This window comes from Salmonella sp. GDC200615 (assembly GCF_050574145.1).
Lineage (GTDB): Bacteria > Pseudomonadota > Gammaproteobacteria > Enterobacterales > Enterobacteriaceae > Salmonella > Salmonella enterica.
This window is the reverse complement of sequence record NZ_CP192247.1, coordinates 2,643,645-2,661,617: the sequence shown is the minus strand read 5'-3', so window position 1 is coordinate 2,661,617 and position 17,973 is coordinate 2,643,645. Positions and strand designations below refer to the sequence as shown.

Sequence of the window (17,973 nt, the reverse complement as noted above, 5' to 3'; positions counted from 1 at the left end):
GACCTGGGCGATTTTGTAGGCCCGGTAAGCGCAGCGCCACCGGGCAACACACGCTTAGCTTGCCTGCTTTTTCATCATACTGAAGATAAACAGCAGCGCGGCACACAGCACTACGGATGGCCCTGCCGGGGTATCATAAAAGGCTGAGAAGGTCAGTCCACCTGTAACCGCTATCATACCTACACCAACGGCGACGCCCGCCATCTGCTCCGGCGTACGGGCAAAGCGACGCGCGGTTGCGGCGGGGATAATCAGCAGCGACGTAATGATCAGCGCTCCGACAAACTTCATCGCCACGCCAATAGTTAACGCCGTTACCAGCATCAATAGCAGCTTCACGCGCTGTAACTTCACGCCATCGACAAAGGCAAGATCCGGACTGATAGTCATTGACAGCAAGTTGCGCCACTGCCAGAAGAGAATGGCCAGCACAATAACGACCCCAATAGCGATCGAGATAAGATCTTCCGGCGTGACGGCCAGCAAATCGCCAAACAGATAAGCCATTAAATCAACGCGGACGTTGGACATCAGGCTGACCACGACCAGTCCTAAAGATAAGGCGCTGTGCGCCATAATGCCCAGTAAGGTATCAATCGCGAGGTGAGGGCGTTTCTCCAGCCATACCAGACCGGCGGCCAGCAGCAGCGTAACGGCGATTACCGCATAAAAGGGGTTAACGTCCAGCAACAGGCCAAACGCCACGCCCAGAAGCGACGCGTGAGCCAGCGTATCGCCAAAATAGGACATCCGACGCCAGACCACAAATGAGCCCAATGGACCAGCGGCGCAGGCCAGCATCATCCCGGCCAGCCAGCCGGGCAGTAATAATTCAATCATGAGTGACCATTTCCCCGGCGCAGTACAATACGGCCCTGTAAATCGTGGCGATGATTATGATGATGGCGATAAATCCCTAATTGCTCCGCGCCTCGCGGGCCAAACATAGAGATAAATTCCGGATGCATAGACACCACTTCCGGCGCGCCGGAACAGCAAATATGATGGTTCAGGCATAACACTTCATCCGTCTTTGCCATGACCAGATGTAGATCATGCGACACCATCAGCACGGCGCAATCGAGTTCACGGCGCAGCTGATCGATAAGGTCGTATAACGCGACCTGGCCGTTGACATCCACGCCTTGCGTCGGCTCATCAAGTACCAGCAACTGAGGCCTGTTAAGCAGAGCACGCGCCAGCAGTACACGCTGTGTCTCACCGCCAGAGAGTTTTTGCATGGGCGCGTCAATCAAATGTCCGGCCTGAACGCGTTTAAGCGCCGGGAGAATATCCGTTTTTTGTGTGCCGGGACGTAAACGTAAAAATCGGTTTACCGTCAGCGGAAGCGTGGTATCGAGATAGAGCTTTTGCGGGACATAGCCGATACGGAGTTGCCCGTTGCGCTTGATCACCCCTTCATCAGGGGCTACCAGTCCTAAAACCACGCGTACAAGCGTTGACTTCCCCGCGCCGTTAGGGCCGAGAAGCGTTAAAATTTTTCCGGGGCTCAATTCAAGCGACACGTCAGAGAGGACGCGGCGTTGACCAAATGAGACCGAGACGTTTTCCAGTGAAACTAAACTTGTCATGTTAATTTTAGGCTTGCAGAAGTGATAGAATGTTATAATATCACATTTCAAACATTCATTACGATGATTAGTCGCATTATGTTACAGAAAAATACGCTTCTTTTCGCAGCATTATCCGCCGCGCTTTGGGGGAGTGCAACCCAGGCTGCCGACGCCGCCGTTGTCGCTTCGCTTAAACCGCTTGGGTTTATCGCTTCCGCCATTGCTGATGGCGTTACGGATACACAAGTATTACTTCCGGATGGGGCTTCCGAGCATGATTATTCATTGCGTCCATCAGACGTAAAACGCTTACAGGGCGCGGACTTAGTCGTCTGGGTTGGCCCGGAAATGGAAGCCTTTATGGAGAAGTCGGTCAGGAATATTCCTGATAATAAGCAGGTTACCATTGCGCAACTTGCCGATGTAAAACCGTTACTCATGAAGGGCGCGGATGATGATGAGGATGAACATGCGCATACGGGCGCCGATGAGGAAAAAGGTGACGTACATCACCATCACGGCGAATATAACATGCATCTTTGGCTCTCCCCAGAGATAGCGCGGGCTACAGCGGTTGCAATCCATGAAAAATTAGTGGAACTTATGCCGCAAAGTCGAGCCAAACTCGACGCCAACCTGAAGGATTTTGAGGCACAATTAGCCGCAACCGATAAACAGGTCGGTAACGAGCTCGCGCCGCTCAAGGGGAAAGGGTATTTCGTTTTTCATGACGCCTACGGTTACTACGAAAAACACTACGGACTCACCCCGCTCGGTCACTTTACCGTGAACCCTGAGATACAACCTGGCGCGCAGCGTTTACATGAAATAAGAACACAGTTGGTTGAGCAAAAAGCAACCTGCGTTTTTGCTGAGCCACAATTCAGGCCAGCGGTCGTGGAAGCCGTGGCGAGAGGGACATCCGTTCGAATGGGAACACTGGACCCCCTCGGGACGAACATTAAACTGGGTAAAACAAGCTATTCAGCGTTTTTAAGCCAATTAGCCAACCAGTATGCGAGCTGCCTGAAAGGAGATTAACGAGGAAGTGAATACGTGCAACAGATAGCCCGCTCTGTCGCCCTGGCATTTAATAATCTGCCCCGACCCCACCGCGTTATGCTGGGGTCACTTACCGTTCTGACACTGGCCGTCGCCGTATGGCGGCCCTATGTTTACCACCCAGAATCCGCACCAATCGTTAAAACTATTGAACTGGAGAAAAGCGAGATTCGTTCCCTCTTACCGGAGGCCAGCGAACCCATCGATCAGGCCGCGCAGGAAGATGAAGCTATTCCTCAGGATGAGCTGGACGATAAAACCGCAGGCGAAGTCGGCGTCCATGAATACGTCGTCTCCACAGGCGATACGTTAAGCAGCATTCTGAATCAGTACGGCATCGATATGAGCGATATTAGCCGACTTGCCGCTTCTGATAAGGAGCTGCGCAATCTGAAAATTGGCCAACAGCTTTCCTGGACACTGACTGCCGATGGCGATTTACAGCGTCTGACATGGGAAGTCTCCCGCCGTGAAACGCGTACCTACGATCGCACTGCCAACGGTTTTAAAATGAGCAGTGAAATGCAGCAGGGGGACTGGGTTAACAGTCTGCTGAAAGGCACGGTAGGGGGGAGCTTTGTCGCCAGCGCGAAAGAGGCAGGTTTAACCAGCAGCGAAATCAGCGCAGTGATAAAAGCCATGCAGTGGCAGATGGATTTTCGCAAGCTGAAAAAGGGCGATGAATTTTCGGTTCTGATGTCGCGCGAGATGCTGGATGGCAAGCGTGAACAGAGTCAGTTGTTGGGCGTGCGGATGCGTTCCGATGGTAAAGATTACTACGCCATTCGCGCCGCTGACGGTAAATTCTATGACCGTAACGGTGTTGGCCTGGCGAAAGGCTTTTTACGCTTCCCGACCGCCAAACAGTTCCGCATCTCCTCCAATTTCAATCCGCGCCGTCTGAACCCGGTTACTGGACGCGTTGCGCCGCATCGTGGCGTTGACTTTGCGATGCCGCAGGGTACGCCGGTGCTGTCGGTGGGGGATGGCGAGGTCGTGGTCGCTAAACGTAGCGGCGCTGCCGGTTACTACATTGCGATTCGTCATGGACGCACCTACACCACACGTTATATGCACTTGCGTAAGCTGCTGGTGAAACCGGGGCAAAAAGTGAAACGTGGCGATCGTATTGCGCTTTCTGGTAACACCGGGCGCTCCACAGGGCCGCATCTGCATTATGAGGTATGGATCAACCAGCAAGCCGTTAACCCTCTAACAGCAAAATTGCCGCGCACGGAAGGTCTGACGGGGTCAGATCGTCGTGAATACCTGGCACAGGTGAAAGAGGTTCTGCCACAACTGCGCTTCGATTAACAAATGCGCTGACAGAGCCGGTACGCGATGTGTGCCGGCTTTTTTGTTTTGTGTGCGGCGCAGACGTCGCTACACTATTCACAATTCCTTTTCGCGTCAGCAGACCCTGGAAAAGCATGGAAACCAAAAAAAATAATAGTGAGTATATCCCTGAATTCGAAAAATCCTTTCGCTATCCGCAGTATTGGGGCGCCTGGTTGGGCGCGGCGGCAATGGCGGGGATTGCATTAACACCGGCATCATTCCGTGACCCTTTGCTGGCGACGCTGGGGCGCTTTGCCGGACGGCTGGGGAAGAGTTCTCGTCGCCGGGCGCTAATTAATCTGTCTTTGTGCTTTCCGCAGCGTAGCGAAGCTGAGCGCGAAGCGATTGTCGATGAGATGTTCGCCACCGCGCCACAGGCAATGGCGATGATGGCTGAGTTGGCGATGCGCGGTCCGAAAAAAATTCAACAGCGTGTTGACTGGGAAGGTCTGGAAATCATTGAGGAGATGCGTCGTAACGACGAAAAAGTCATTTTTCTCGTACCGCATGGCTGGGGCGTCGACATTCCAGCTATGCTGATGGCCTCTCAGGGGCAAAAAATGGCGGCGATGTTTCATAATCAGGGTAATCCGGTTTTTGACTATATCTGGAACACCGTGCGTCGGCGTTTTGGCGGACGTTTGCATGCGCGCAATGACGGGATTAAACCCTTTATTCAGTCTGTTCGTCAGGGCTACTGGGGTTACTACCTGCCGGACCAGGATCATGGCCCGGAGCATAGTGAATTCGTTGATTTCTTTGCGACATACAAAGCGACGCTGCCCGCGATTGGTCGGCTGATGAAAGTGTGCCGCGCACGCGTGATACCGCTTTTCCCGGTGTATAATGGTAAAACGCATCGCCTGACTATCCAGATTCGCCCGCCAATGGACGATCTGCTCACGGCTGACGACCACACTATCGCCAGACGGATGAACGAAGAGGTCGAAATTTTTGTCGGCCCGCATCCGGAACAGTACACCTGGATCCTGAAGCTGCTCAAAACCCGCAAGCCAGGCGAGATTCAGCCGTATAAGCGTAAAGATCTTTATCCCATCAAATAAATAAAGCCTCTCGTAAGAGAGGCTTTATGCTGACAAACCCTGTACTACCTGATGAACAGGCGTGGGGGAGTTTTACTCCACGGTCAAGATACGCGTGGTATTGGTTGAACCGACGGTGCTCATGACATCGCCCTGGGTCACGATAACCAGGTCGCCGGAAACCAGATACCCTTTATCGCGCAGCAGATTAACAGCTTCATGTGCCGCGACAACGCCATCAGCCGCGCTGTCAAAATGCACCGGCGTTACTCCGCGGTAGAGCGCGGTCAGGTTCAGCGTGCGTTCATGGCGCGACATGGCGAAAATCGGCAGGCCGGAGCTGATACGGGAAGTCATTAGCGCGGTACGACCGGATTCCGTCATGGTGATGATCGCGGTAACGCCTTTCAGATGGTTTGCCGCATACATCGCAGACATGGCAATAGCTTCTTCAACGTTGTCGAACTGCACGTCGAGACGGTGTTTAGACACATTGATGCTGGGGATTTTTTCTGCGCCCAGGCAGACGCGCGCCATTGCGGCAACGGTTTCAGAAGGATACTGACCGGCTGCGGTTTCGGCAGACAGCATAACTGCATCCGTGCCATCCAGGACGGCGTTCGCCACGTCCATCACTTCCGCGCGGGTCGGCATCGGGTTGGTGATCATCGACTCCATCATCTGCGTTGCGGTGATGACTGCACGGTTTAGCTGACGCGCACGGCGAATCAGCGCCTTCTGGATACCAACCAGCTCCGGATCGCCGATTTCAACGCCCAGGTCGCCACGTGCGACCATCACAACGTCAGAGGCCAGAATGATATCGTCCATGGCGTTTTGGTCGCATACCGCTTCGGCGCGTTCGACTTTAGCCACAATTTTCGCGTCGCAGCCGGCGTCGCGTGCCAGGCGGCGTGCGTAGTTCAGATCTTCGCCGCAGCGCGGGAAGGAGACGGCCAGATAGTCAACGCCTATCAGCGCAGCGGTTTGAATATCGGCTTTGTCTTTTTCGGTCAGCGCTTCAGCAGAAAGCCCGCCGCCGAGCTTGTTAATGCCTTTATTGTTAGACAGCGGGCCGCCGACGGTGACCTCGGTAAAGACTTTCATGCCCTGGACTTCAAGCACTTTCAACTGCACTCGACCATCGTCAAGCAGCAGGATATCGCCAGGAACGACGTCTGCCGGCAACCCTTTGTAATCAATGCCGACTTTTTCTTTGTCGCCTTCGCCTTTACCCAGGTTAGCGTCTAACAGAAATTTGTCCCCGATGTTGAGGAACACTTTGCCTTCTTTAAAAGTGGAAACGCGAATTTTTGGCCCTTGCAGGTCGCCTAAAATAGCCACATGACGCCCCAGTTTGGCGGCAATCTCACGGACTTTATCAGCACGCATTTTATGATCTTCCGGCGAGCCGTGAGAGAAGTTCATACGTACTACGTTTGCGCCCGCGGCGATAACCTTCTCAAGGTTGTTATCGCGGTCAGTTGCCGGGCCTAACGTGGTAACGATTTTGGTTCTGCGAAGCCTTCTGGACATGTAATACTCCGTTGACTAAAACAACTTGGTGTTGCGTGAACATTGATCCGGTCGTTCTGAAACCTTAACGGTATAAAATGAACGTCCCCGGATGACGAAAAGGGTAGAGCATTGTTATTGCTTTTAGCGGTCATCACTCTTGATGAGTAATTCTTTATCAAAACGCGATTCCTTGAGCGCTTCCTTGACACGCTTCAAGTTATCTCTGAATTTTGCCCCGCGACGCAAAGTAAATCCCGTTGCCAGCACATCTATCACGGTCAGCTGAGCAAGTCGAGAGACCATGGGCATATAAATGTCTGTATCTTCCGGTACGTCGAGGGTAATGGCCAGCGTGGCTTCGCGCGCCAGCGGCGTTCCAGCGGAGGTCAGGGCGATCACCATCGCATCGTTTTCCCGCGCCAACTGCGCCAGTTCCACCAGGCTCTTGGTTCTGCCAGTATGCGAAATGAGCACGACGACGTCATCATCGCTACAATTCATACAGCTCATCCGTTGTAGCACGATATCGTCGGAGTAAATCACCGGCACATTGAAGCGAAAAAACTTATTCATGGCGTCATGCGCGACCGCGGCGGAGGAACCAAGACCAAAAAAGGCGATTTTTTTTGCCTGGGTCAGTAAATCGACCGCGCGGTTGACGGCCGATTTATCCAGCGACTGGCGAACATGGTCGAGACTGGCCATAGCGGACTCGAAGATTTTTCCTGTATAGGCCTCGACGCTGTCATCTTCATCCACATTGCGATTAACATAGGGGGTGCCATTTGCCAGACTTTGCGCCAGATGCAGTTTAAAATCAGGAAAGCCGCGGGTATTCATGCTGCGACAGAAACGGTTCACCGTTGGCTCGCTAACGTTAGCTTCCTGGGCCAGCATGGCAATGCTTAAGTGAATCGATCTGCCTGGGGCGGCCAGAATAACATCGGCGACTTTTCGTTCAGATTTGCTTAAATGTTCCAGTTGAGACTGGACTTTTTCCAGCATATTCATGATTAGCAAGGCTCATGGGTATTAGCGATTTCAATGATGCGCGAAACCGAGCGCGTTTTGTTAGATATTACTCCTGGCGGCTGTCAAAGGGGGCAAAATGGCTAAAAAAGGTGTCGTTTTTTTTCATTACATGACCGACGTCGGATTTTAAGTTCCAGCTTGTGTGGAAAAGCGACAATTTTATTAGGCGTTTTGCCGATTATATTGCCAATCAAACGCCGGTTCACCCATGAAAAGGCGTTTACGGTTTCCGTAATCTCGTAAAAGCAGTACAGTGCTGTGTAATAAAATTACAACGATATCCTGGCTAAAGTACCAGGAGATTAACTGAGGAGAATGACATGGCGGTAACGCAAACAGCCCAGGCATGTGACCTGGTCATTTTCGGCGCGAAAGGCGACCTGGCGCGCCGGAAACTGCTGCCTTCCCTGTATCAGCTTGAGAAAGCCGGCCAGATCCATCCGGATACCCGTATCATTGGGGTGGGGCGCGCGGACTGGGATAAAGAAGCTTATACCCACGTCGTGCGTGAGGCGCTGGAAACCTTCATGAAGGAAAAAATTGATGAAGGCTTGTGGGATACGCTGAGCGGCCGTCTGGATTTTTGTAATCTTGACGTTAACGATACGCCTGCGTTTAGTCGCCTGGGCGATATGCTGGATCAAAAAAACCGCACCACCATTAACTATTTTGCGATGCCGCCCAGCACCTTTGGCGCTATTTGCAAAGGGTTAGGAGAGGCTAAACTCAACGCCAAACCGGCGCGCGTCGTGATGGAAAAACCGTTGGGTACTTCGCTGGCGACCTCGCGTGAGATTAACGATCGGGTCGGCGAATACTTTGAAGAGTGCCAGGTGTATCGTATCGACCACTATCTGGGCAAAGAAACGGTTCTCAACCTGCTGGCGCTGCGTTTTGCCAACTCGTTATTCGTTAATAACTGGGATAACCGCACTATCGATCACGTTGAGATTACCGTAGCGGAAGAGGTGGGGATTGAAGGGCGCTGGGGATATTTTGACCAGGCCGGTCAGATGCGCGATATGATCCAGAACCACTTGCTGCAAATTCTCTGCATGATTGCCATGTCACCGCCGTCTGACCTGAGCGCCGACAGTATTCGCGATGAAAAAGTCAAAGTGTTGAAATCGTTGCGCCGTATTGATCGCTCCAACGTGCGTGAAAAAACGGTTCGTGGTCAATACACCGCGGGCTTTGCGCAGGGTCAAAAGGTGCCGGGCTATCTGGAAGAAGAGGGCGCGAATAAAAGCAGCAACACCGAAACTTTCGTCGCGATCCGCGTCGACATCGATAACTGGCGTTGGGCGGGCGTGCCATTCTATCTGCGCACCGGCAAGCGTCTGCCAACCAAGTGCTCTGAAGTCGTGGTTTATTTCAAGACGCCTGAACTGAATCTCTTTAAAGAGTCCTGGCAAGACCTGCCGCAGAACAAATTGACGATTCGCCTGCAGCCGGATGAAGGCGTAGATATTCAGGTGCTTAACAAAGTACCGGGGCTGGATCATAAGCATAATCTGCAGATCACGAAGCTTGATCTGAGCTACTCCGAGACCTTTAATCAGACGCACCTGGCGGATGCATATGAGCGCCTGCTGCTGGAAACGATGCGTGGCATTCAGGCGCTGTTTGTCCGCCGTGACGAAGTGGAAGAAGCCTGGAAGTGGGTGGACTCCATTACCGAAGCATGGGCGATGGACAACGACGCGCCGAAGCCGTATCAGGCGGGCACCTGGGGACCGGTAGCGTCCGTGGCGATGATTACCCGTGACGGTCGTTCGTGGAATGAGTTTGAGTAAATTTGCCACTCACTCTTAGGTGGTATTTTACCGGTAACATGATCTAACACAGATTGTAGAATCATTTTTGCACTTTTAAGCCTCGTGTGGATTCACCTGCGAGGCTTTTTTTATTACACTGCCCGAAACGATTTTGCCCCATTATCCCCGGACATCATGTATTTCACTGTCTTTCCACATTGATGAAACGCATGGTAAACCCGGTAGCCGGACAGATAAATTTCAGGAGCCTCTATGAATCCTAATTTGTTACGCGTAACACAGCGTATTGTCGAACGCTCGCAGCAGACCCGAGAAGCCTATCTTGCCCGCATTGAGCAGGCGAAAACCGCCACGGTCCACCGATCTCAACTGGCCTGCGGCAACCTGGCGCATGGCTTCGCCGCCTGTCAGCCAGAGGACAAAGCCTCGCTGAAAAGTATGTTGCGCAATAATATCGCCATTATTACCTCCTACAATGACATGCTCTCTGCGCATCAACCGTATGAACATTATCCGCAGATTATTCGTCAGGCCCTGCATTCCGTGAATGCGGTAGGTCAGGTCGCAGGCGGCGTACCGGCAATGTGCGATGGCGTTACGCAAGGGCAGGATGGCATGGAGTTGTCATTACTCAGCCGCGAAGTGATAGCGATGTCGGCAGCAGTAGGCCTCTCTCACAATATGTTTGACGGCGCGTTATTCCTCGGCGTATGCGACAAAATCGTTCCGGGGCTGGCGATGGCCGCGCTCTCTTTTGGTCATTTACCCGCGATTTTTGTTCCGTCAGGCCCGATGGCGAGCGGCCTGCCGAATAAAGAAAAAGTCCGTATTCGTCAGCTATATGCGGAAGGAAAAGTAGACAGAATGGCGCTGCTGGAGTCGGAAGCCGCCTCTTACCATGCGCCGGGCACCTGTACATTTTACGGCACCGCCAACACCAACCAGATGGTGGTGGAGTTTATGGGAATGCAGTTGCCGGGTTCTTCGTTTGTGCATCCGGATGCGCCGCTGCGCGAGGCATTGACTGCCGCTGCCGCACGTCAGGTAACACGTCTTACCGGCAACGGCAATACGTGGATGCCGCTCGGTAAAATGATCGACGAAAAAGTCGTGGTGAACGGCATTGTCGCGCTGCTGGCTACCGGCGGCTCCACCAACCACACCATGCATCTGGTTGCAATGGCGCGCGCGGCGGGCATTCTGATCAACTGGGATGACTTCTCGGATTTGTCGGAAGTGGTTCCGTTGATGGCGCGTCTGTACCCGAACGGTCCGGCGGACATTAACCACTTCCAGGCGGCGGGCGGCGTACCGGTATTGATGCGTGAGCTGCTCAATGCCGGATTGCTGCACGAAGACGTTAACACTGTCGCAGGCTTCGGCCTGAAACGCTATACGCTGGAGCCCTGGCTCAACAACAGCGAGCTGGACTGGCGTGAAGGCGCGGAAAGGTCACTGGATAACGATGTCATTGCCTCTTTTGATAAGCCGTTCTCTCCTCACGGCGGCACTAAGGTGCTAAGCGGTAATCTGGGGCGCGCAGTAATGAAGACGTCTGCGGTACCGGTTGAAAACCAGATCATTGAAGCGCCTGCCATGGTATTTGAAAGTCAGCATGATGTGCTGCCTGCGTTTGACGCGGGTCTGCTTGATCGGGATTGTGTCGTTGTCGTGCGTCATCAGGGACCAAAAGCGAATGGAATGCCAGAATTACATAAACTCATGCCGCCACTTGGTGTATTATTGGACCGCCGTTTCAAAATCGCGTTAGTTACTGATGGACGACTTTCAGGCGCTTCGGGTAAAGTGCCTTCAGCTATCCACGTAACGCCGGAAGCCTACGATGGCGGCTTACTGGCAAAAGTGCGCGATGGCGACATCATTCGCGTGAATGGGCAGACAGGTGAGTTAACTCTGCTGGTCGACGAGGCGGAACTTGCCGCTCGTCAGCCTCATATTCCGGACCTGAGCGCGTCGCGCGTCGGAACGGGGCGTGAGTTGTTTGGCGCGCTGCGCGAAAAGCTGTCGGGTGCGGAGCAGGGCGCAACCTGTATCACTTTTTAAGATGACACACTAGTAATCAGGCGAGAGAAGAATTCCGATGAAAAACTGGAAAACAAGTGCAGAAGCAATCCTGACCACCGGCCCGGTTGTCCCGGTCATTGTAGTCAATAAACTGGAGCACGCGGTGCCGATGGCTAAAGCGCTGGTGGCCGGGGGCGTTCGCGTTCTGGAAGTGACTTTACGTACGGCCTGCGCGATGGATGCTATTCGCGCTATCGCTAAAGACGTGCCGGAAGCGATTGTCGGCGCCGGAACCGTTCTCAATCCGCAGCAGTTGGCGGAGGTGACGGAAGCGGGCGCGCAGTTTGCGATTAGCCCGGGACTGACTGAGCCACTGCTGAAAGCCGCGACGGCAGGCACTATCCCATTGATTCCCGGTATTAGCACCGTTTCTGAACTGATGTTGGGCATGGACTATGGTCTGAAAGAGTTCAAATTCTTCCCGGCGGAAGCGAATGGCGGCACTAAAGCGTTGCAGGCGATTGCCGGTCCGTTCTCTCAGGTACGTTTCTGCCCAACCGGCGGCATCTCTCCGGCAAACTATCGTGACTATCTGGCGCTGAAAAGCGTGTTGTGCATCGGCGGTTCCTGGCTGGTGCCGGCCGACGCGCTGGAAGCGGGTGATTACGATCGCATCACCAAACTGGCGCGCGAAGCGGTAGAAGGCGCGAAACAGTAAGCCGTTAAATGCCCGATGGCGCTTGCTTATCGGGCTTACGAGTGGCGATCAGGCAGGTCTGATAAAAATGCGCTAACGTCGCCATCAGGCGATGGCGCATTAGCCTTTTACCGTCACGCGGCTGGCGGCCTTTTTCGCTCTTATCACCGCTTCTTCAACGTTTTCACCTGTCGCTAACGCTACACCAAGACGACGGCTGCCGTCGATCTCAGGCTTACCAAACAGCCGTACCTGCACTCCGGCCCCTACCGCCGTGTGTACATTATCAAACGTCACATTTTGACTGGTAAGCTGCGGCAGAATCACGGCCGAGGCAGCGGGACCATACTGGCGAATATCGCCTATGGGCATTCCCAGAAAGGCGCGCACATGCAGCGCAAACTCAGAAAGATCCTGAGAAATCAACGTCACCATTCCGGTATCGTGCGGGCGAGGGGAGACTTCGCTGAAAATGACTTCATCGCCACAGACGAAGAGTTCAACGCCGAACAGGCCATGCCCGCCTAACGCCAGTACCACATGACGCGCAATCTCTTGCGCCCGCTTCAGCGCCAGTTCGCTCATCTGCTGTGGCTGCCAGGATTCGCGATAGTCGCCATCTTGCTGACGATGACCGACTGGCGCGCAGAAATGCACGCCATCGACGGCGCTAACGGTGAGCAGCGTAATTTCAAAATCAAATTTAACCACGCCTTCCACAATCACGCGACCCGCGCCAGCGCGTCCGCCCTGTTGAGCATACTCCCATGCCTGCGTGAGCTGTTCGGCCGAGCGGATAAAGCTCTGGCCTTTGCCGGAAGAGCTCATGACCGGTTTGACGATGCAAGGAAAACCCACTGCGGCTACCGCATCATGAAAACTGGCCTCACTGTCGGCAAAGCGATACGTCGATGTCGGCAGACCTAATTCTTCTGCGGCCAGGCGACGGATCCCTTCGCGGTTCATCGTGAGCTGCGTTGTACGGGCGCAAGGCACGACATTCAGCCCTTCGTCCTCCAGCTCACGCAGCGTATCGGTGGCGATCGCTTCTATTTCCGGCACGATATAATGCGGTTTTTCCTCTGTAATCACATGACGTAGCGCCTCGCCGTCCAGCATATTAATGACGTGTGAACGGTGAGCCACATGCATGGCGGGAGCATCAGGATAGCGATCGACGGCGATAACCTCGATCCCCAGGCGTTGGCATTCAATCGCCACTTCTTTTCCCAATTCACCTGCCCCTAATAACATCACCCGCGTTGCTGCCGGACGCAGCGCAGTGCCTAATAGCGTCATATTTCTGTCCCCTTATTTACCTGCGCGCAGTATATACGAAAACGTTTGCGTATGTCTTTTCGAATAGATTGCTTTTCTTGCTGTCTTGCAATATACTGTATATAAACACAGGTAAATAAGGGGCTGCAAAATGGCGGTTGAAGTTAAATACGTAGTCATTCGCGAGGGTGAGGAGAAGATGTCATTTACCAGTAAAAAGGAAGCCGACGCCTGGGACAAAATGCTCGATACTGCCGATCTTCTTGATACCTGGCTTGAGCAGTCGCCAGTCGTGCTGGAAGATGGGCAGCGCGAAGCGTTGTCGCTGTGGCTGGCGGAACATAAAGAGGTGTTAAGCACTATCCTCAAAACCGGTAAGTTGCCTTCTCCGCAGGCGGTTGAAAAGGACGCCGCGAGTAAAACGAAAAAGCAAGCCGCCTGAACCCGTACTTGCGCTCCCGGCGTTTTGTACCATGCTTTTCCTGAATCATTGTGCTAAGGAGAAAAGTATGAATAAAAGAGGAGCGTTGTTGAGCCTGCTGCTGTTATCCGCCAGCGTATCGGCATTTGCGGCATCCACCGAGAGTAAATCGGTTAAGTTTCCGCAGTGTGAAGGGCTGGATGCCGCCGGGATTGCGGCAAGCGTGAAGCGCGACTACCAGCAAAATCGTATCGTGCGGTGGGCCGACGACCAAAAAAAGGTCGGGCAGGCTGACCCGGTCGCGTGGGTTAATGTGCAGGACGTTGTAGGTCAAAATGATAAATGGACAGTTCCGCTAACTGTTCGCGGTAAAAGTGCCGATATTCATTATCAGGTCATCGTTGATTGCAAAGCCGGCAAGGCGGAATATAAGCCCCGCTAGCAGCGTAATTTGCGCTTCTTTTGCCGGAACAGACAATTCCTGACATCCCCTCAGGTACGCTTGACCATTATTGGTCTGTATTTGAGGGGTACTATGGCTAACTGGTTGAACCAATTACAATCACTTCTTGGGCAAAAAGGCGCTTCCGCATCGTCTTCCGGTGAACAGGGGTTAAATAAACTGCTGGTTCCCGGCGCGCTGGGCGGTCTGGCTGGACTGTTGGTCGCCAATAAGTCTTCGCGCAAATTATTAACTAAATACGGTACTGGCGCTTTGCTGGTGGGCGGCGGCGCGGTGGCGGGTTCCGTATTGTGGAATAAGTACAAAGATAAAGTACGCGCTGCGCATCAGGGGGAGCCGCAATTCGGCAGCCAAAGTACGCCGCTGGATGTTCGCACTGAGCGACTGATCCTGGCGCTGGTTTTTGCTGCAAAAAGCGATGGGCATATTGATGCCAAAGAACGCGCGGCGATTGAGCACCAACTGCGAGAATCAGGTGTGGAAGAGCAAGGGCGTGTGTTTATCGAGAAAGCTATTGAGCAGCCGCTTGATCCACAACGTCTGGCACAGGGCGTTCGTAATGAAGAAGAAGCCCTGGAAATCTACTTCCTGAGCTGCGCCGCCATTGATATTGACCACTTTATGGAACGTAGCTATCTGAATGCGTTAGGAGACGCACTAAAAATTCCTCAGGAGGTTCGGGACGGTATCGAGCAGGACTTGCAGCAGCAAAAACAGGCGCTTCCAGGCTGATAACCTGCCATTAAGTAACATGTTTCGCTTGCATCATGCGTGTCTTTTGCCACCCTTATAGGATGGATAGTTTACGTCATTCATGTTGCAAGATAGCGGCGAAGCAGTGACATCTCAGGCGCTTACCGAGGTGAGCGACCGGGACTACCATGCTACGCCGCTGTGTTTGCCGCGTGATATATAACAAATATTAACGCAAAAGAAAAAACGACATGTTGCCAAAAGCCAATCGAATTCCCTATGCCATGACCGTACATGGCGATACGCGCATTGATAATTATTACTGGCTGCGAGATGACACTCGCTCGCAGCCGGAAGTCCTTGATTACCTGCATCAGGAAAATGAGTATGGCCGGAAGGTCATGTCCTCTCAGCAGGCGTTACAGGACCGCATTCTAAAAGAAATTATCGATCGCATCCCGCCCAGAGAAGTTTCCGCTCCGTATGTGAAAAATGGCTATCGCTACCGTTATATCTATGAACCCGGCTGCGAATATGCCATCTATCAACGACAATCGGCGTTAAGCGAAGAGTGGGATGTGTGGGAAACCTTGCTCGATGCGAACCAGCGGGCCGCGCACAGCGAATTTTATACGCTCGGCGGGCTTGCCATTACGCCGGATAATACCATCATGGCGCTGGCAGAAGATTATTTATCCCGTCGTCAGTATGGGTTGCGTTTTCGTAACCTCGAAAGCGGTAACTGGTATCCGGAACTGCTGGATAACGTTGCGCCTGAGTTTGTCTGGGCCAATGATTCCCTGACCCTTTACTATGTGCGTAAGCATAAGAAGACGCTGCTGCCCTATCAGGTTTGGCGGCACACGATTGGCACTCCGTCATCGCAAGATGAACTGGTATATGAAGAAAAAGACGATACCTTTTATGTCAGCCTGCATAAAACCACTTCGCAGCATTATGTGGTGATTCATCTTGCCAGCGCCACCACTAGCGAAGTGCTATTACTTGACGCGGAACTGGCCGATGCCGAGCCGTTTTCATTCTTACCGCGTCGCAAAGACCATGAATATAGTCTCGATCACTATCAACATAAGTTTTACCTGCGTTCTAACCGGAACGGTAAAAACTTTGGGTTGTACCGTACCCGCGTGCGCAATGAAAACGCCTGGGAAGAGCTGATCCCTCCGCGCGAGCATATTATGCTGGAAGGGTTTACCCTGTTTACCGACTGGTTAGTGGTCGAAGAGCGTCAACGGGGGCTTACCAGCCTGCGGCAAATTAACCGTAAAACCCGTGAAGTGATAGGCATCGCCTTTGACGATCCGGCTTACGTGACGTGGCTTGCCTATAATCCCGAACCTGAGACCTCCCGGCTGCGTTACGGCTATTCTTCAATGACGACGCCAGATACCTTGTTTGAACTGGATATGGATACCGGAGAACGACGGGTACTTAAACAGACGGAAGTGCCTGGGTTTGATTCTGGCTGTTATCAGAGCGAACACCTGTGGATCACCGCGCGCGACGGCGTCGAAGTGCCGGTATCGCTGGTTTATCATCAGAAGTATTTTCGTAAAGGGCAAAATCCGCTTCTGGTTTACGGCTACGGATCTTACGGTTCCAGTATTGACGCCGACTTCAGCAGCAGCCGACTGAGCTTGCTGGATCGTGGCTTTGTTTACGCAATCGTACACGTTCGCGGCGGCGGTGAGCTGGGGCAGCAGTGGTATGAAGATGGCAAATTCCTCAAAAAGCGGAATACTTTTAATGACTATCTTGATGCCTGCGATGCCTTATTAAAACTGGGTTACGGTTCGCCGTCGCTGTGTTACGGGATGGGCGGGAGCGCGGGCGGAATGCTAATGGGCGTCGCTATCAACGAACGCCCCGAGCTTTTCCACGGCGTTATTGCCCAGGTACCCTTTGTTGATGTATTAACCACGATGCTGGATGAGTCGATCCCACTAACGACAGGAGAGTTTGAAGAGTGGGGGAACCCGCAGGATATTGAGTATTATGACTATATGAAAAGCTATAGTCCTTATGACAATGTCAAAGCGCAGGACTATCCGCACCTGCTGGTGACGACAGGATTGCACGATTCCCAGGTGCAATACTGGGAACCGGCGAAGTGGGTGGCAAAATTACGCGAGCTAAAAACGGACCAACGTCTGCTGCTATGTACGGATATGGACTCCGGGCACGGTGGTAAGTCGGGGCGGTTTAAATCCTACGAAGGCGTCGCGCTGGAGTTCGCCTTTTTAATCGGCCTGGCGCAGGGAACCTTACATAGCGCATAGACGCGCGCGCCCGCAACGGCTTGTGAGCGTCGCGGGTTATTGTGGTGTTCCATTGCTGCGTTGCTCGCCAGCCTGAACATCTTCCAGGTAGTGTTTAAGCGTCAGGCGAAGTTCCGGGCTCATATTATCAAGGTTATTAAAAAGCCAGCGTAAATAGCCCGGATCGCGTTTTGCGACTTCAGATACCGCCTTACCGCGGTATTTACCGAACGGGAAAGTGGTTAACAGCGCAGGACGGCCCGTGATATTGACCATTTCTTCCGCGGTCCAGCCGGTGGTTCGCATAATATCAATCAGCAAGGCGGCGGTGATATAGCAATCATAAAGCGCCCGGTGATGATGCAGCCCCGGTGGCGTTTGTACGCTTAGTTTGCGCGATTTATAGAGCGACATATTGCTGTATTTTATTCCCGGCCACAGGCGTCGCGACAACTTCATGGTACAGATCCACTCACCCGGCAATTCAGGTAATACGCGTCTGTCGAAACTGGCATTGTGAGCGACATACCACTCACTACCGTAATAAAGCGGTATGACATCTTCAATCCACGGCTTATCGGCGACCATGGCTTCGGTAATACGGTGTATCGCCATCGCCTGCGGCGTAATAGGGCGATCGGGGCGTATCAGGTGACTCATGGGATTGACAATGTTGCCATCAATGACATCAACAGAGGCTATCTCTACGATCCCGCCCTGCAGCCCGCAGGTTTCCGTGTCTATAATCCGCAACATGATTCATTCCTCACCG

The 17,973-nt window shown here is 53.1% G+C and carries 16 protein-coding genes; 10 read left to right on the top strand and 6 right to left on the bottom strand.

Annotated features, from left to right (window positions below; genetic code table 11):
- Window positions 1-54: 54 nt before the first annotated feature.
- Together znuB and znuC are read right to left on the bottom strand one after the other, a co-directional pair.
- Window positions 55-840 carry a zinc ABC transporter permease subunit ZnuB gene (gene znuB / locus ACQ29O_RS12905; RefSeq protein WP_000571508.1) on the bottom strand — a complete coding sequence of 262 codons (786 nt, stop codon included), beginning with the start codon at window positions 838-840 and terminating at the stop codon, window positions 55-57.
- Window positions 837-1,592, bottom strand: coding sequence for a zinc ABC transporter ATP-binding protein ZnuC (gene znuC / locus ACQ29O_RS12900; protein ID WP_000203023.1), 756 nt, complete (start codon window positions 1,590-1,592; stop codon window positions 837-839). Before znuC ends, znuB begins: the two co-directional genes overlap by 4 nt.
- A gap of 78 nt (window positions 1,593-1,670) precedes the next feature.
- On the opposite strand from znuC, the gene znuA reads away from it, so the two are divergent.
- From znuA to lpxM, 3 genes are all read left to right on the top strand, one after another.
- Complete coding sequence (gene znuA / locus ACQ29O_RS12895; RefSeq protein WP_000939597.1) at window positions 1,671-2,615, top strand: zinc ABC transporter substrate-binding protein ZnuA; 945 nt, start codon at window positions 1,671-1,673, stop codon at window positions 2,613-2,615.
- Window positions 2,616-2,630: 15 nt separating this feature from the next.
- Entirely contained in the window at window positions 2,631-3,950 is a 1,320-nt protein-coding gene (mepM, locus tag ACQ29O_RS12890) for a murein DD-endopeptidase MepM (protein WP_001184028.1), read from the top strand.
- A gap of 116 nt (window positions 3,951-4,066) precedes the next feature.
- On the top strand, window positions 4,067-5,038 hold the full coding sequence (gene lpxM, locus ACQ29O_RS12885; protein WP_000448401.1) for a lauroyl-Kdo(2)-lipid IV(A) myristoyltransferase: 972 nt from the start codon (window positions 4,067-4,069) through the stop codon (window positions 5,036-5,038).
- A gap of 72 nt (window positions 5,039-5,110) precedes the next feature.
- Here lpxM and pyk read toward each other — a convergent pair whose 3' ends face one another.
- Complete coding sequence (gene pyk / locus ACQ29O_RS12880) at window positions 5,111-6,553, bottom strand: pyruvate kinase (protein WP_000091156.1); 1,443 nt, start codon at window positions 6,551-6,553, stop codon at window positions 5,111-5,113.
- Window positions 6,554-6,676: 123 nt separating this feature from the next.
- Entirely contained in the window at window positions 6,677-7,546 is an 870-nt protein-coding gene (locus ACQ29O_RS12875) for a MurR/RpiR family transcriptional regulator (RefSeq protein ID WP_001056720.1), read from the bottom strand.
- Window positions 7,547-7,887: 341 nt separating this feature from the next.
- On the opposite strand from ACQ29O_RS12875, the gene zwf reads away from it, so the two are divergent.
- The 3 genes from zwf (at window position 7,888) to kdgA (ending at window position 12,088) form a co-directional block, all read left to right on the top strand.
- Window positions 7,888-9,363, top strand: a complete 1,476-nt coding sequence (gene zwf, locus ACQ29O_RS12870) for a glucose-6-phosphate dehydrogenase (RefSeq protein WP_000301711.1) — start codon at window positions 7,888-7,890, stop codon at window positions 9,361-9,363.
- Window positions 9,364-9,597: 234 nt separating this feature from the next.
- Complete coding sequence (gene edd / locus ACQ29O_RS12865; RefSeq protein ID WP_001069114.1) at window positions 9,598-11,409, top strand: phosphogluconate dehydratase; 1,812 nt, start codon at window positions 9,598-9,600, stop codon at window positions 11,407-11,409.
- A 37-nt stretch (window positions 11,410-11,446) separates the two neighbouring features.
- Window positions 11,447-12,088 carry a bifunctional 4-hydroxy-2-oxoglutarate aldolase/2-dehydro-3-deoxy-phosphogluconate aldolase gene (gene kdgA, locus ACQ29O_RS12860; protein ID WP_000800494.1) on the top strand — a complete coding sequence of 214 codons (642 nt, stop codon included), beginning with the start codon at window positions 11,447-11,449 and terminating at the stop codon, window positions 12,086-12,088.
- A 99-nt stretch (window positions 12,089-12,187) separates the two neighbouring features.
- On the opposite strand, the gene purT is transcribed toward kdgA, so the two are convergent.
- Window positions 12,188-13,366 carry a formate-dependent phosphoribosylglycinamide formyltransferase gene (gene purT / locus ACQ29O_RS12855; RefSeq protein WP_000173422.1) on the bottom strand — a complete coding sequence of 393 codons (1,179 nt, stop codon included), beginning with the start codon at window positions 13,364-13,366 and terminating at the stop codon, window positions 12,188-12,190.
- Window positions 13,367-13,496: 130 nt separating this feature from the next.
- Between purT and yebG the strand changes: the two genes are divergently transcribed.
- The 4 genes from yebG (at window position 13,497) to ptrB (ending at window position 17,222) form a co-directional block, all read left to right on the top strand.
- The gene (gene yebG, locus ACQ29O_RS12850) at window positions 13,497-13,787 is read left to right on the top strand and encodes a DNA damage-inducible protein YebG (protein WP_000257723.1); all 291 of its coding nucleotides are present in this window, start codon (window positions 13,497-13,499) and stop codon (window positions 13,785-13,787) included.
- Between the two features lie 67 nt (window positions 13,788-13,854).
- Window positions 13,855-14,208, top strand: coding sequence for a protein YebF (gene yebF, locus ACQ29O_RS12845; protein ID WP_001042123.1), 354 nt, complete (start codon window positions 13,855-13,857; stop codon window positions 14,206-14,208).
- 93 nt (window positions 14,209-14,301) lie between these two features.
- Window positions 14,302-14,961, top strand: a complete 660-nt coding sequence (locus ACQ29O_RS12840; protein WP_000024715.1) for a tellurite resistance TerB family protein — start codon at window positions 14,302-14,304, stop codon at window positions 14,959-14,961.
- A gap of 212 nt (window positions 14,962-15,173) precedes the next feature.
- Window positions 15,174-17,222: an oligopeptidase B gene (ptrB, locus tag ACQ29O_RS12835; RefSeq protein WP_001746673.1), complete on the top strand. Its 2,049-nt coding sequence runs from the start codon at window positions 15,174-15,176 to the stop codon at window positions 17,220-17,222.
- Between the two features lie 36 nt (window positions 17,223-17,258).
- Here the strand turns inward: ptrB and exoX are convergent, their stop codons facing one another.
- Entirely contained in the window at window positions 17,259-17,957 is a 699-nt protein-coding gene (gene exoX / locus ACQ29O_RS12830; RefSeq protein ID WP_000944288.1) for an exodeoxyribonuclease X, read from the bottom strand.
- Window positions 17,958-17,973: the final 16 nt, after the last annotated feature.